This window comes from Legionella anisa, from assembly GCF_001467525.1.
In the GTDB taxonomy this organism is placed as follows: Bacteria; Pseudomonadota; Gammaproteobacteria; order Legionellales; family Legionellaceae; genus Legionella; species Legionella anisa.
In genome coordinates this window covers 49,021-63,569 of sequence record NZ_LNXS01000021.1, presented here as the reverse complement: position 1 = coordinate 63,569, position 14,549 = coordinate 49,021, and the positions used below count along the sequence as shown (strand labels likewise).

The window sequence follows — 14,549 nt, the reverse complement described above, 5'->3', positions numbered from 1 at the left end:
ACTTTGAGGTTAAGTTGTGCGCAAAATACTCTTTACTTTACTCATGGTACTATCTTGCCAGACCTTTAGCCAAGTGCAAGAGTTTACGTTGAATAATGGATTAAAAATATTGGTTAAAGAAGATCACCGGGCGCCTATTGCTGTATCCATGATTTGGTATAACGTGGGATCCGCTGATGAGCCAGGCGGGATTACTGGTGTATCCCATGCGATGGAACATATGATGTTTAAAGGTACCGAAAAATTCCCTTTAGGTGCCTTTTCCAAAACCATAGCGGCAATTGGCGGGCAAGCTAATGCATTTACTAATAATGATTACACCGCTTTTTTTGAAAAAACAGCTGCGTCAAAACTTGCTACCAGTTTTGAACTGGAAGCGGATCGCATGAATCATTTGCTTCTTGATGCCAATGAATTTGCCAAAGAAATTAAAGTAATCCAGGAAGAACGACGTCTTCGAACTGAAGATAATCCACAGGCGCTTGCCTTTGAACGTTTTCTGGCAACAGCGCATCTAAGTGCGCCTTATCATCATCCTGTAATTGGTTGGATGAGTGATCTGAAACACATGTCCGTTGAAGACCTAAGAAAATGGTATAAGAAATATTATGCACCTAATAATGCGACCTTGGTTGTTGTGGGAGATGTTAACCCAGAGCAGGTTCGTACTTTGGCAGAACATTATTTCGGTGCTTTGCCAAAACACCCTACTCCTGTAAGACGAATACAAAAAGAGCCGCCAGCATTAGGTCAAAAGATTGTGCATATTCAAGCCGCAGCAAAATTACCTTTATTAATGGTGGGTTATACCGTCCCTAGTGTAAACACTGCTAAAAAAGACTATGAGCCTTATGCCTTGGAAATAATCGCTGGAATCTTAGACGCAGGTGAAAGCGCTCGTTTTTCTAAAAATCTGATTCGTGGCAAACATATTGCTACAGATGCAAATAGCTATTATAACCCTTATACAAGATTTCAAACCCAATTTATCGTTTATGGATCTCCGAGCCAAAACCATACAATAAGTGCTTTACAGAATGGACTCATCAACGAAATCGATAATTTGAAGAAAAATCAGGTTACTGATCAAGAATTGCAACGAGTGAAACATCAAATCATTGCTCAGAAAACTTTTGAGAAAGATTCAATTTTCGGACAAGCCTCGGAATTAGGTTTGTTAGAAACAATCGGACTAGGTTGGCAAAAAGCGGATGAATATACTCAAGCAATTAATGCAATTACGCCACAACAAATTCAGCAAACTGCCCAACGTTATTTTCAGGAAAATAATATGACGACTGCAATATTAGAACCTCAACCACAAAGGGCTGCACCATGAGAATTTTTAGCGCATGTATTCTAACATTACTGATTGGACTGTCGCATACATCGACAGCAAGTACATTCAAAACAGAAAAGTGGCTCACCAAAAATGGCGTGCAGGTCATTTTTTATCCCGCTATGGAAGTGCCCATGCTCGATGTCAGCTTGGCTTTTGCCGCAGGATCAGCATACGATGGGGAGCAATATGGTCTAAGTGCTTTGACCAGCCGCTTGATGAACCAAGGAAATGCGGGACGAGACGCAACAGCAATAGCCGAATCACTTGCGGATGTTGGTGCTCAATATAAAACTGAGATCAACCGAGATATGGTTATATTTAATCTCAGAACTCTAGTCGCCAAAAAAGCATTGGCCAACGCAAGTTATACCTTTGCACAAATTATTAACCATCCAGACTTTCTTGATCATGAGTTTTCAAGAGAGAAAAAACAACAGATGATGGCCATTGAACAACGGCAGGAATCGCCCGAAGACGTCGCCAATCTCCATTTTTTTCAAGCCTTATACAAACAACATCCCTATGCTCATCCTGTTAATGGAACAAGCGAGACCGTCGAGTCAATTAATATGAGCCAGGTGATTGAATTTAATAAACGCTATTATGTTGCCAAAAACGCAATCTTAGTTATGGTAGGTGCGATTAATAGTGAGACCGCGCATCAGCTTGCCGATCAACTCACTCAAGAACTTCCAGAGGGACAGCCCGCCCCCCGTATTCCCCAAGCCACTCAATTAACTCAAGCAGCAACGATAAATATTCCATTTCCATCCTCCCAAACTATGATACGGCTCGGCCAGCTCGGTATTGATCACCATGACCCAAATTACTTTCCATTGATTGTAGGGAATTATATTTTAGGAGGAGGGGCTTTAGTCTCTCGACTCGCTATAGAAGTCAGAGAAAAACAAGGTTTGACTTATGGTATAGACAGTCAGCTTATTCCTATGTCAGGAAAAGGACCTTTTCTCATCAGCTTATCAACAAAAAATAAACAAACAAAGGAAGCATTAGATATTATTCAAAATGTGTTACGAGCCTACATTGATAAAGGCCCGACCGATGAAGAGATGAATGCCGCGAAACAATACCTTACAGGAAGTTTCCCACTTTCTTTATCAGGTAATCGCAGTATTGCAAATATCTTATTGCGAATGACTTTTTATCATCTACCTGAAGATTTTCTTGACACCTACCTTGCACGCATCAATGCAGTAAGCAGTGAACAAATAAAACAAGCATTCAAACAACAAGTTAATCCCGATAAATTATTACTGGTCACTGTAGGTAAATCGTGAAACAGAGCATTCGCATTATAGGAGGTTTATACCGCGGAAAAAAATTGCATTTTCCAGATGTAGAGGGTTTACGCCCCACTCCAGATCGTGTGCGTGAGACTTTATTCAACTGGCTCATGCATGATATCAGAGAAGCACGCTGCCTGGATGCTTTTGCAGGCAGCGGCGCTTTAGGTCTGGAAGCATTTTCCAGAGGAGCTGCACGGGTTGTTTTTCTTGAGCAATCACCTAAAGCCTATGCTCATTTACAAAAAATAATCGCTTCATTTAACAGCCCAAAACTTAAACTCCTACAAACAGACGCAGTACAGTATCTTCAGCACAAACAGGAAGAGTTTGATATTATTTTTCTTGATCCTCCTTTTGCGCAAAATTATCTCCTTCAATGTATTTCGAATATCACACAAAGCAATATTCTCAAACCTGGAGGTCTTGTTTATTTAGAATCACCAAATACCATGCAATTGGATGAAAAAAATTGGCGACAAATAAAACAGAAACAAGCAGGACAAGTGGTCTATTCATTATTTGAAAAATTAAATTAATTTTTCTTATGTAGCCTGGGTGCAGCGAAGCGGAACCCGGGTTTGCTAAAGCCTCCGATTTCCCGGGGTTCGCTTCGCCGCACCCAGGATACGCTTTAATTAAAACATGAACGCTACAAAAAACCATTTCTGTTTAAATTCATATAATTCCTCTTCCATAGGCTTGACAAGCAGCCTAGCTCCTGTTTCAATCAAACGAATATTCTCAGAGATTAAAGAACATTGAATGAACAACAAGCTTCTCATGCTATTTATTGCCTCAGTCCTGCTTGTGGGTTGCAAACATGGAGGAGTACTCTTTAAAAAACCACCAGTAAACAATCCTAGTGATGATGCTACGATTAAATTAGCAGAAGCAGCAGTATCTGTAAGTGATTCCATGCATGAAATGGCACGTGTTGAAAAAGTAATTCTACCTCCACCTTTAGATAACGCACTCACAATCCCTAACTCGTATAACTTACAAGCCAGGGCAAGTGTGGATTGGTCTGGTCCTATTGAAGAATTAACTGCTCGTATTGCCAAATCAGCTCACTTCAGACTTCGTGTTTTAGGAAAAGCGCCTTCAATTCCTGTTCTAATTAGTCTTAACATTAAAGATGAAAGTTTAGCTGAAATCCTGCGTGATATTGATTACCAAGCTGCTAAAAAAGCCTATATTCACGTTTACCCTAACAGTCAGGTTGTAGAATTACGCTATGCCAAAATTTATTCGTAGCTTAATAGTTGTTGTATTGTCTGCTTTACTGCTTGCATGTCACCCCAAATATTTGGGTGATACGACTTCATTAGCAGGACTGCAGGCTATGGCCAATGTGAATGTCAAGGACAGAAATAAAAGACAAAGAGGGAAAATTCGTCAAATGGCCTTGAAAGAAACCGCTTTAAGTCTTGGTGCTCAAGCAGGCTTGGCGAATCGGGCCAAAATTATTGATGAGCATCTTATAAGACAATCACGCAGACTCGATGCCATTTATGACTTTAATTCCCTGATTTTGGAACATAATATCTTACCTCCTGTACTGTTAGAAGGAAGAAATACGCTTAATCTTGCTGATGCACAAACCATTCGTATTTCCGATCGCACCTATAAAGTTGCAAAACAGGCCCATTTTGTAACAACTCCTCCGACTTGGCGGCAATACTTATGGCTGGATTATGTAAAACCGGAATATCCTCACTATACCTTGTTACCTAAGACCAAGACAGAGAAAAAAATATGGTGCATTTATGTAGCCAAAGGCTGGAAAAATGGTATTGATCAAGCGAATACCATTCTTGAGGAAAACATAGCCCGCATTAAAGAAGATTTTGGTGGAATGATTCTTTATCGAAAATTATTAGCCATGAATATGATTTCTCCTCCTTATGTCTCTCATACAGACTTAGGTGTAACCGGTGATGCCTCAGAAATTCATATTGATGATAGAGTATTAAGAATTACTGCATTACCCGGTCTGAATGTGAATAGTGAACAATGGCGGGCAGCAGTATCCAAGGATGAAAATGCGCTAGAACAATTCAAACATATGGAAAAATTGGCAAATCGTTCTAAAATTATAATAACAGATAAATCCTGGCAGCCTACGATTGCTCCAGTTAACGATAACAATAGAATTCGTCAATAGGAAGTATGAACAATAATACCCATATACATTTAATGCCCGATGAGCCAACGCGCTTTACTCCGCTCTTCATGGATAAAATGTTGGAGCATACTGAACGTTTAAATGCTTCTGACATCACCATCCAAACAGGCGAACCTATTTATGCAGAGGTCTACGGAAAACTGTTACGGATTACCAACCGTCGTTTATCTAATACAGAACTCGGTGATTTAATTAATGCGATATACGGACCCAACGCGACAACCCAGCTTCTTTCTGGTAAAGACATTGATACTCACTATGAATTCCGCCCTAATCGCGGGGTTAGATATCGCTATCGGGTCAATGGGACAGCATGTCTTGTAGAGGGTCATGATGCAATTCAGATTACGCTCAGAACTATTCCTACAACCCCTCCTAGACTTGAAACCATGAATCTACCTGATAATGTGCTTGAAGCAATTGCACCTCAAGAAGGAGTTGTCTTTATTACGGGGGCAACAGGTTCAGGTAAATCAACTTTGTTGGCTTCGATTATTCGCGACTTAATCGAAACAGAGGATTCAAACCGCAAAGTATTGACCTATGAATCTCCGATTGAATTTGTTTATGATGAAATTGAAACAATATCCGCAGTAGTTAGTCAATCAGAAATTCCTCGCCACTTACCGAGCTTTGCTGATGGAGTGAGAAATGCTTTACGTCGTAAACCACGTTTAATCATGGTAGGTGAGTGTAGGGATGCAGAAACCATTAGTGCCGCATTGGAAGCAGCACTTACTGGACACCCAGTGTATACAACCTTGCATACTTCAGGTGTTGCTGAAACCATGCGCCGTCTTGTAACTTCCTTCTCTGGTGAAGAGCGCTTAGGAAGAACGATTGATATTTTAGAGACAATCAGGCTGTGTATTTGGCAAAAACTTGTACCTACTGTAGACGACAAAAGGGTGGCGTTGAGAGAGTATTTAGTTTTTGACGAAGAAGTCCGGGATATTTTACTTGAAAGTGATCCTAACGATGTAACCTCTGCTACACGTAAATTGGTACGACAAAAGGGCCAGCTTATGACTTGGGACGCAAAAGCAAAATTTGAGCAGGGTATTATCAGCGAGCGAGTATACAAATTAATTATTGCTGGAGCTAAAGAATACCAGCAATAAACTCAAAAAGTTTTTTATCTGCCTTTCTTTTGGGAAATTACATCCACTTTTCATACGTATTCATTACTCTTTATCGGTTACGCGTTATTTTAGCTATAATTTTAAAAGAAAGTATGATTTTTGTTACCTCTTGGGAATTATATGAACGACTCCATAATGCTGTTAGATGCCTCGTTGAGAGATGGAGGCCATCGAACTAATTTTAATTTCGAAGACACTCAATTAGAAAAAATTCTTGTACCTCTAGATAACTCAGGCATTGAATACATTGAAATTGGCTATCGCAATGGAACTTTAGTGCCCAGCCAAGTCGGAAGAGCCGGATGGTGTGCAAAAGATTATCTACTTCTTTGTCGCTCTTTGATTCAAAAAGCAAAAATGGTAGTTATGGTTTTTCCAAATAATCTTACTCAGAACGATCTCATTGAATTAAAAGAATGTGGTGTTGATTTATTAAGACTCTGCATTGCTAAAAACGAACTTGCATCTGCCTTGCCTAAAATAAAAATGATAAAAAATGCAAACATGGATGTTTCGGTTAATTTTATGAATATCTCTTACTACAAAGAAAATGAACTTGATGATTCAATCAAAACGATAAGCGAGTATGAACCCGATATCATTTATTTCGCTGATTCAAATGGCAGTTTACTCCCTACACGCATCAAGGAAATTTATGAGAAATACGTTAATAATTATCCGTTCCCATTTGGATTTCATGCCCATGATAACCTTGGCCTAGCACAAGCTAATGCTTTGACGGCAATGGACTTGGGGGTTCGCTTTATTGATGCATCTCTTGCTGGCATGGGTAAAGGTACTGGTAATTTAAAAACAGAGTTTTTTGTTGCTTATTTACATTCAATTCAACTAAAAAAATACAGCCTTGAGCATGTGTTAGAGGCAGCAAATTTTGTGCGTAGTTCATTAAAGATAGGTCAAGAGCCAATTGAAATGTCAGAGTTTATCCGTGGAATTTCTGATCTCTCAACTGCAAGCTACAAGTCTAACTGAACCATTGAGAATATCAGCTGTTTTATTCACGTGAGTTCTACATAAAAAATATAAATGCCTTTCATGTAGAACTTAGGATAAAAAAATCCCCTTAACTTACACGAAAGGACAAGATGGGATCCACTATTGAGGTGAACGCATAGTAATCGATTCTTCAGTTTTTTCAAATTTTTCAAATTTTTCAGATTTTTCGGCAACCATAGATTTCGACGTAACTTTATCTTTATAAGCTTTAGCTAGAGCTTTTAGGTCTGGATCTTCTGGGTTTTTCTCTAAAGCTTTTTCCAATTGTTGGACTTTTTGACTTTTCATATCCTTAGTAAAATCTTTGTAGCGATCTTCTACTTCTTTTTTTGTTTTTGGATCAACATTTTCAAAGCCACCCTTGCGATTTGCTTCTTGGCAGAGCAGGACTCCGTGAATATTCGCGCGCGTATTTGCTACAGTACAATTATCATATTTTTGTGGTTTTTGATCGATGACACTTACTGGAGCTTTCTCTTTAGTAACCTGATGAATTTGTTTCATAACTTCCGCATGTGAGTGTCCCTTGTCATGACCGCTCATTACATTGTTTATAAAATCCGGGGTAATATCCTTCTTGTCCACCTCATAAATTCGAGTTCCTTCCTCTCCTGGCTTAGCTCCCTCCCCTCGATTAGTAAATACTAAATATGTTTTATCAGGGTTTCCTTTGACTGGTACAAACGATAAACCCATCGCGTGCCCTGTACAATTAATAGGGACGCTGGTTACTTCTCCTGCTTGTATTCGTTGACTCAGTGCCTTTCCAGCTTCAGGACTTCCTTCAGGAGTACTGTATTGATATTTAGCCTCTTTATTTGCAAAAGCAAAAGCCTCTGAAATTTGCTTGAAATCACCTTTCGCTGGATCCTCCGTGCGACCCTGGCCGTAATTCTTAACTGCATCAGTCATCAATTGATATGTAGGTCCTACATGCCCACGTTGTGAAGGAGTACCATCTACACTGGTTATCTCTAGACCCAGGATGAGACCAAACTCTTTAACTGTATGCAATTTCTCTGGTTGTGACTGAATATAGTCCTTAGGAGGAGTAATCAGATCACCTGACTCTCGACCCCGTTCGCTCCGTATCGCAATATCATATTCTTCTCTTGCCAGGGAATCATACTCTGCTCCAGAATCAAGTAAGATCCTTGCCATTGAGAAATCTTGATCTTGCAGCGCCTGCACCAATGGTGTCTGCCCACGAGCATTTTTTGCGCTGTTTAAAGCAGTTGGCAGGTCTTGATAGCCACCCTTTTCAAGAAGATCAGGTAACTCTTTAGGATCAATTTCCTGCTTTAACTTTGGATCGAACATCTTTTGCAAGAAAAGAAACAACTGTTGTATAAATTGTTCCTCATCCATTTTTGCTTTTTGCGAAGCTGCTTTAAGTTTATTTTCAGCATCTTCTGCTTGGCTTGTTATAGTGCTACTAGGAGCAGATAATTCAGGCATAATGTAAACCGGCTAAGTGTTTATTTTAAATACAATTATACTACAAATTAGGATCATTTTCATGTACAAAGAAAGAGCATCAACATGTCTCATTGATGCTCCATCACTTATTACTTCATTACTTCAGGAGGCGGCTTAGAACCACCACCTAAGTCACCCTTTTTTTTGGGAGGAGACTTGTTGCCACCTTCAGGGTCTTTATCATTGCTTGGCGTAGCATTACCTTGCATACTAACATCACCACCGCCACCAGCTTTACCCAGAGCCCCTTTAATCATGCCAACACCTTTCGCACCATATCCGCCAAGAGTCTTATCAATTTGCCCTTGCGCGCCTTGAGTTTCCTTACCTGCTTCTTGAGTTTTACCTTTTACTTCCTCACCCCATTGTGACGTTTCTTGACCTATGCTTTCAGGAGTACCACCTATCCATCGTAAGACTTTGTCTGGCAAATAAGAAATCAATGTAAATGCTTTTTGTATGATTACTAAATACAAAGTGGTATAGGTCAATATGGAGAAGAAGAATGCATAAATTCCAGCCCAATCCGTATATCCGCCCGAACCAGAAGCTGAATCCGAACCTCCGTAGGACCAGACGCCACCCGCGAGTTGAGCGGCATTTGTATTTTCCTGCTGGATAAACGCTATAGCCTGATCATATCCAGCATTTAAAACCCATACCCCCACATAGGATAATGCTATGGCAGCAATATAGCCAATAATCATCATGGAAGGTCTAAGGAATACGTTCACTAAGATCATGATCGCAGCTTCACCTTTACCAAAAGCCTCATGCCCTTCCGGATGAGTTACACCCAATGCCACAATAGGGGCCGCCACCATTGCTTCGATTACCGAAATTAACCAACCCAGTGCACCAAAGGTGAAAATCATATAGGGCAAGATGGGAATGTAATAGGCTGTGGTAAACCCTACGCTCACCATGACGCCTACCCATGCGATCACAAGCGGCATTGCCAAAGACATCATGGCGAAAATAAAGATACCAAATACAGGGATTAATGCGCTGGATACTGCCATATTCAACAAGAGCATCCATAAGTTACCCGCAAAATTGATGTACTCATTACCCATATTTGCCAAAGCAACTACTGGGTTTACCCCAGGCTGCGCGATAATTTGCAGACCCTGTTGAAAGATTGTCGCCATTCCTTGCAATGGAATCATCAGGAATGCCATGACCACACTATTGATAATCTGACCAAAAATATCAAGAAACAGGTTATATATGGTTACTAGGATAATATTATAAAATATGTTTCCAAGTATTTGTCCAAGACAAATAGAGAAGAAAGGTTTGACTTCGCCGCAAGAGAAGTTTTGTCGTTCCAATCGGTATAACGATGTATTCACACTAAAATTAATTGTGTTAGCAAAAGTCAGTGGCTTAACGCCTGGTTGACCAGGGGTTGAAATCATAAGTGAGTTGTTAAGAAAGCCCCACACTGTAGATGAACCTGCGCCACTTTGTACCGTCAGCGTATCCGCCTTCTTTGGTATACCCTTAGTATTTGTTGTAATTAAATTCTGTACTTGCAGTACTTGGGTATTATCTTGACCAAACCATTTACATAATTGAGTAAAGTCTTTATTTTTATCGGCCATACTTCCTTTATCACAGGTAATCGTTTTACCATCACTGCTAGGAACAAATGGACTCGTTATTGCCTCAACACTAAATTTACTTTTATTCAATCCAGAGTCCGGATCCACTTGGCCTGCATTATCAATTGTACCGGATGATCCCTGAATCGCTACCAAGTTAAAGAAGTAAGCACCAGCCATAATCCATCCCTGAGCCTCGGCTTTATTGATAAAGTCAGTAGATTTCTCCATACTTCCAGCTTGGTTGACTAGACGCGATAGATTAACTGTGGGCATCATAATACCATTGTAATCATTAATCGCATTAGTTAACTCATTACCATTAAACAACGTACCCCCAACTACAGATCCCGGCACAGGTCCCCAAGTAATACATAAATTCCCACTCTTATTATCCGCATCATCAGTAGCCATACTTTTAGTAAAAGTATTACAAATCGTTCCATCTTGTTTATAGGGCACACCAAATTGCTGCGTCGCTACTGGAGAAAAATTAGTAGTATTGGGATTACTCGTTGTTGACATTTGTGGATCATTACCCACTATAACTCGAGCGACTGTAGACAAATCCATATACATTTGCTGGACTGCGATCGCTCGAGACATCTGCGTTGCAGCTGCCTCAGCAGGAGTTAACGTATTGTTACCAAGTTTTACATTTTTTCCCGCAGTAAAATAATTGACTTTAGGCTTACCGTTCTCATCGAGTATCTGCTTGCCGTTCTCATCGAGTGCCGGACTCTTTGTATCTTCAGTTAAAGAACCAAATTTCTTATTAATAGTGTCAACGTTATTCCAAGTAATGGAACCGCATATTCCGTTCAAAAAATAATAAGGTGACGCTGCATCATCAAAATTAGGCATTTCAACGGTCCACGAACTGGCCGTCGGGTTCTTACTCTGAGCAGAAACCGCGTTTACCGAACTCAGAAAATCAGGGACCGTAGTTTGGCAGAACTTAGCGATTGCAGAGCTATTATCACCCGCTTTGGCGGCATTATAACAATCTCCCGATTGTTTTTGCTGCGCGTCAAGAAGACTTTGCCGTAGATTTGTCAATTGTGTCTGTAAGCCCAGCATACATACTTGACCGGAAAGTATATTTATCGCGCCTGTTGTAATACTACCAATCCCCGAACTATCACCAGAAGTCATAAGTGCTGCGGCTGGATTTATCGCTTGTGATTGAATAATAACCCCGCCGCGGTTCAAATAACTTAACGCGGCATTCCATACCTTATCTGCTGCCCCAACACCTTGAACAACAACCCACATGACAAAAATTTGCATCAAACAATAGCCAGAAGCCTTGGGAATCAATAAAGCCAAACCTACTGTAGAGCGAATTGGAATCCAAATAGAGGACCACTTTTGTCCAAGCATTTGCCCTTCGTGGGCAGTATTCATAGTCGATACCAAAAGGGTATACATAATAATTATACCCCCCAGCGCTAAAACTGCAGCATTAAATACAGCAAACATGCTGCCCATGATTTGGCTGCCGGTACCACTTAAAACACCATCTACAACCCCGAATAAATTGCCAAGAAATACTACTGAATAATCACTTGCAGGAGGAGCAAAACTCAAAGAACTGGCACTATCTGCTAAAACCAAACCAGGACATACAAGGAGAAGTAGCGTTACTAACAACTTATTCATTTCTTTTCTCCCAACAACCCCTGCCTATACCATTCATTAAAGGTACACCCCAGTTTACGATTTTTAATTTGATAGTACCAAAAGTGGTAACGGAAGGCTAAAACGAGCGCAATCAAAGTGACAATAAGGCTCACAAGAAACGCTTTTATTGAACCAAAAAAAAGCTGATATCCGGCATATCCCAAAATCAAAAGAGCAGCTAACACCATAATAATACTCAATCGAAATAAAGATTTCTGTTTTATAAGTATACTTTCGTCGCTAAGATTTAATAATTGGACTGCTTCGTTGAATGATTCGCCTTCAACTTTTTTCTGTGGTACAAACAAACGTTTAAAGCCATTTCCTAAATACATAGTAAATGCTTTCATCCGTTCCCAATCAAACCACCTACGTACATTAATAATTCTCGAAACTAATCTAACTATTCGCGACTGCTTTTTCATATTTTTTACTTCTTTCTTTTATCTTACATAATATACTATAGTAGTAAGTAATGATTTCGTCCATCCGCTGAAATACAGTAAAGAAAGAGTAAAATATGCCTGATTTAAGTCATGAAGCGTCCGCCCAGTACTGGTTTGAATATATTGATCCTATGATATATAGAGTGATTACTTTTATGGAAAGCGTAGAGGATTGGACTCTGGATGGAAATCCTGAGTTTGAGGCAGCCATGGAGCAATTAGGCAAAGAACTTGATGACATAGAAAAAATAGACATGAGCCTGTTAGCTGAAGAAGAAAAATTTATTCGCATTGTAGGAAACATTAAATCAGGTCGGGGACTTCGGTTGCTGCAAGCAATCGATACAGTTCACCCGGGCAGTGCTTCACGTGTTTTAATCCATGCCGAGGAAACAAGCACTGGAAGCCATGATCCTGCTGGAGTTTTTCTTAAAAGAAACATTGTATTTGAACGTTTAAGATTGTTGTCACGAGTTTTTTGTCAGTATCGTCTAAAACTTGTTTTACGTGCACTTGAAGGGGAAGAATAAATGAAATTAGCGTCTAAACTTATGTTGCTGAATGTGCTTTATTTTACTGCGTTTTCTGCTACAGCTCAGGATACAACAACATCAACATCATCAACATCATCATCAACTGATCAATCTCAATATTATCAAAACCAGCAATCAGAAAATACGAAAAAACTATTAAGGTACTTTGAAAATTTTGGTCAATATTTGGGTTTTCAAGTACAGAAAGCTCCTACAGAAGATAATAAGGATTTTACAGTAACCTACAAGCTCATTAATTTAACAACCTCTCAATTATCACAAGCTTATCAGTTTTATACCTTATTAGGCTCGATTCCCGTGAATACTTTTTCAGGTCAGGGTCAACAAGGCGGAGGGGAAACTACTACAGGTAATCCTTTTGCTCAGTTCCTACCTACTGATAGTGCAAATACATCTCAATATAATCCCAGTGCTTCAATTATTAATCCTCTCGCGAATCTTGCTTTTCCAGGTTTTGCCTCAGGCCCATCTGCAGGATCTACCGGAGTGACTGTGAATCCGTTGATAGACCAACAAACTTTTCAACAGGATCCAGTAAGTCAAGCGGTATTAAATATTTTGGCGACCCCTGATTATACGTACTGTATGAATCCTACGAGCAGCACCCCAGAGTTTGTTAATGACTGCAAATTGATTTATAATACCTTGGTACCCCTGAACATTGTAGGGGAAATTCCCAACGCGATTACTTTTTTTGACCCAGCGTACCTTCAACAATTTTTAAATCATCTGAATAGTAATGCATTAACTGCCCCCTTGATGTATTCAACTCAAGACCTTGGAACAGGTCAGCAAAAAGGCGATATAGCAAAAAATGGCCTACCCGCACAAAATCAAGAGCAACTTGCTGCGAATTTTATTCGCTATGTTAGTGGTAGTGTAATTCCTATTAGATTACCTCAATGGAGTGATTATGACTATTGGTATAAACAGACCCTTAGTACATCCACAAACCAGAGCACCCTTACAACGAAACAAATGCAAGCGCAGCAAACCCTTGCTAAATATCTTGCGAGCTTACGTACCTATGCAGCGCAAAACTCTGTAGGACTCAGTAACCTTTATTTTATCATGTCAAGAAGAATGCCTCAGACTAATCCTAATCCAGGAACCGGACAGACTGCGGGTGGTAGTGGCCCAACAAGTCAAGCCTTAACCGAGTTTAATATGGCAACCTGGAGATTGTATAATACTACAAGTTCTGGCGATGCAAGTGCTACTGCCGCTGCTTCAACCGGCACAGGTGGTACTGGCCAGCCTGGGAATACCCCATGGATTAACAGCCTTAATAATGCACCACCTGCTACAGTAGAAAAGGAAATCGCTATATTATTGGCTGAGATCAATTACCAACTTTATTTAGATCGTCAAGTTCATGAACGTCTTCTCATGACGAATAGCATCTTGCTGTTACAAAGTGTTCGTACAGGCGCTCCCTCTAATGAATCCCTAAGCCCCGGAGCACAAACGCAGCAGCAATAACTCTAAAAAGTACGGGGTGAAAGAAATCTCTTTTCACCCCGTTTCAAAAACTCAGTTTAAAAAGCATCACTCTATCATGAACATTTTCAGTGATGGATTGCACTTAAACTAAAATTTTTATAAAAAATTCCTAACACATTTTATAAAATGGTGTATATGATTTCACGCATAAAAAGGTCTTAGTTTAGTATATCTTATTGATAACGGATAAAGAGTATTAAGTAAGGTTGTGAGTTGGGTAATTTCGTTAAATAATCAGTTAAATAGTTGATGACATTTGGATCAAAGTAATTTAAATTGACGCA

General features: G+C 39.8%; 12 protein-coding genes. 9 read left to right on the top strand and 3 right to left on the bottom strand.

Annotated elements, in window-relative coordinates; translation table 11 throughout:
• Positions 1-43 precede the first annotated feature (43 nt).
• The 7 genes from Lani_RS06900 to Lani_RS06870 all read left to right on the top strand — a co-directional run bounded on the left by Lani_RS06900 (position 44) and on the right by Lani_RS06870 (position 6,969).
• Positions 44-1,339: a M16 family metallopeptidase gene (locus Lani_RS06900; RefSeq protein WP_241030123.1), complete on the top strand. Its 1,296-nt coding sequence runs from the start codon at positions 44-46 to the stop codon at positions 1,337-1,339.
• Positions 1,336-2,640 carry a M16 family metallopeptidase gene (locus Lani_RS06895; protein WP_019234582.1) on the top strand — a complete coding sequence of 435 codons (1,305 nt, stop codon included), beginning with the start codon at positions 1,336-1,338 and terminating at the stop codon, positions 2,638-2,640. Before Lani_RS06900 ends, Lani_RS06895 begins: the two co-directional genes overlap by 4 nt.
• Positions 2,637-3,185, top strand: coding sequence for a 16S rRNA (guanine(966)-N(2))-methyltransferase RsmD (gene rsmD / locus Lani_RS06890; RefSeq protein ID WP_019234583.1), 549 nt, complete (start codon positions 2,637-2,639; stop codon positions 3,183-3,185). The genes Lani_RS06895 and rsmD overlap by 4 nt, the downstream gene beginning before the upstream one ends.
• Before the next feature lie 226 nt (positions 3,186-3,411).
• A complete protein-coding gene (dotD, locus tag Lani_RS06885; protein ID WP_019234584.1) occupies positions 3,412-3,903 on the top strand; it encodes a type IVB secretion system lipoprotein DotD in 492 nt (163 codons plus the stop codon).
• Positions 3,884-4,813 carry a type IV secretion system DotC family protein gene (locus Lani_RS06880; protein WP_019234585.1) on the top strand — a complete coding sequence of 310 codons (930 nt, stop codon included), beginning with the start codon at positions 3,884-3,886 and terminating at the stop codon, positions 4,811-4,813. The genes dotD and Lani_RS06880 overlap by 20 nt, the downstream gene beginning before the upstream one ends.
• A gap of 32 nt (positions 4,814-4,845) precedes the next feature.
• Entirely contained in the window at positions 4,846-5,955 is a 1,110-nt protein-coding gene (gene dotB, locus Lani_RS06875) for a Dot/Icm type IV secretion system ATPase DotB (protein WP_019234586.1), read from the top strand.
• Positions 5,956-6,096: 141 nt separating this feature from the next.
• Entirely contained in the window at positions 6,097-6,969 is an 873-nt protein-coding gene (locus Lani_RS06870; protein ID WP_040522993.1) for a beta/alpha barrel domain-containing protein, read from the top strand.
• 123 nt (positions 6,970-7,092) lie between these two features.
• On the opposite strand, the gene ankD is transcribed toward Lani_RS06870, so the two are convergent.
• From ankD to icmV, 3 genes are all read right to left on the bottom strand, one after another.
• On the bottom strand, positions 7,093-8,451 hold the full coding sequence (gene ankD, locus Lani_RS06865) for a Dot/Icm T4SS effector AnkD/LegA15 (protein WP_058388476.1): 1,359 nt from the start codon (positions 8,449-8,451) through the stop codon (positions 7,093-7,095).
• 110 nt (positions 8,452-8,561) lie between these two features.
• Complete coding sequence (gene dotA / locus Lani_RS06860) at positions 8,562-11,741, bottom strand: type IVB secretion system protein DotA (protein WP_058388475.1); 3,180 nt, start codon at positions 11,739-11,741, stop codon at positions 8,562-8,564.
• Positions 11,738-12,187 (bottom strand): type IVB secretion system protein IcmV, encoded by a 450-nt coding sequence (gene icmV, locus Lani_RS06855; RefSeq protein ID WP_040522995.1) that lies wholly within the window; start codon positions 12,185-12,187, stop codon positions 11,738-11,740. Before icmV ends, dotA begins: the two co-directional genes overlap by 4 nt.
• A gap of 95 nt (positions 12,188-12,282) precedes the next feature.
• Here icmV and icmW point away from each other — a divergent pair, with 95 nt between their 5' ends.
• Entirely contained in the window at positions 12,283-12,738 is a 456-nt protein-coding gene (gene icmW / locus Lani_RS06850) for a type IVB secretion system protein IcmW (RefSeq protein WP_019234590.1), read from the top strand.
• The gene (gene icmX, locus Lani_RS06845) at positions 12,739-14,244 is read left to right on the top strand and encodes a type IVB secretion system protein IcmX (protein ID WP_019234591.1); all 1,506 of its coding nucleotides are present in this window, start codon (positions 12,739-12,741) and stop codon (positions 14,242-14,244) included.
• Positions 14,245-14,549: the final 305 nt, after the last annotated feature.

Coding starts and splice junctions, on each gene's coding strand:
- Lani_RS06880 (WP_019234585.1), top strand. CDS start 3,884: ATGCCAAAATTTATTCGTAGCTTAATAGTTGTTGTATTGTCTGCTTTA.
- dotD (WP_019234584.1), top strand. CDS start 3,412: ATGAACAACAAGCTTCTCATGCTATTTATTGCCTCAGTCCTGCTTGTG.
- dotB (WP_019234586.1), top strand. CDS start 4,846: ATGCCCGATGAGCCAACGCGCTTTACTCCGCTCTTCATGGATAAAATG.
- dotA (WP_058388475.1), bottom strand. CDS start 11,741: ATGAATAAGTTGTTAGTAACGCTACTTCTCCTTGTATGTCCTGGTTTG.
- icmX (WP_019234591.1), top strand. CDS start 12,739: ATGAAATTAGCGTCTAAACTTATGTTGCTGAATGTGCTTTATTTTACT.
- Lani_RS06900 (WP_241030123.1), top strand. CDS start 44: ATGGTACTATCTTGCCAGACCTTTAGCCAAGTGCAAGAGTTTACGTTG.
- icmW (WP_019234590.1), top strand. CDS start 12,283: ATGCCTGATTTAAGTCATGAAGCGTCCGCCCAGTACTGGTTTGAATAT.
- Lani_RS06870 (WP_040522993.1), top strand. CDS start 6,097: ATGAACGACTCCATAATGCTGTTAGATGCCTCGTTGAGAGATGGAGGC.
- ankD (WP_058388476.1), bottom strand. CDS start 8,451: ATGCCTGAATTATCTGCTCCTAGTAGCACTATAACAAGCCAAGCAGAA.
- Lani_RS06895 (WP_019234582.1), top strand. CDS start 1,336: ATGAGAATTTTTAGCGCATGTATTCTAACATTACTGATTGGACTGTCG.
- icmV (WP_040522995.1), bottom strand. CDS start 12,187: ATGAAAAAGCAGTCGCGAATAGTTAGATTAGTTTCGAGAATTATTAAT.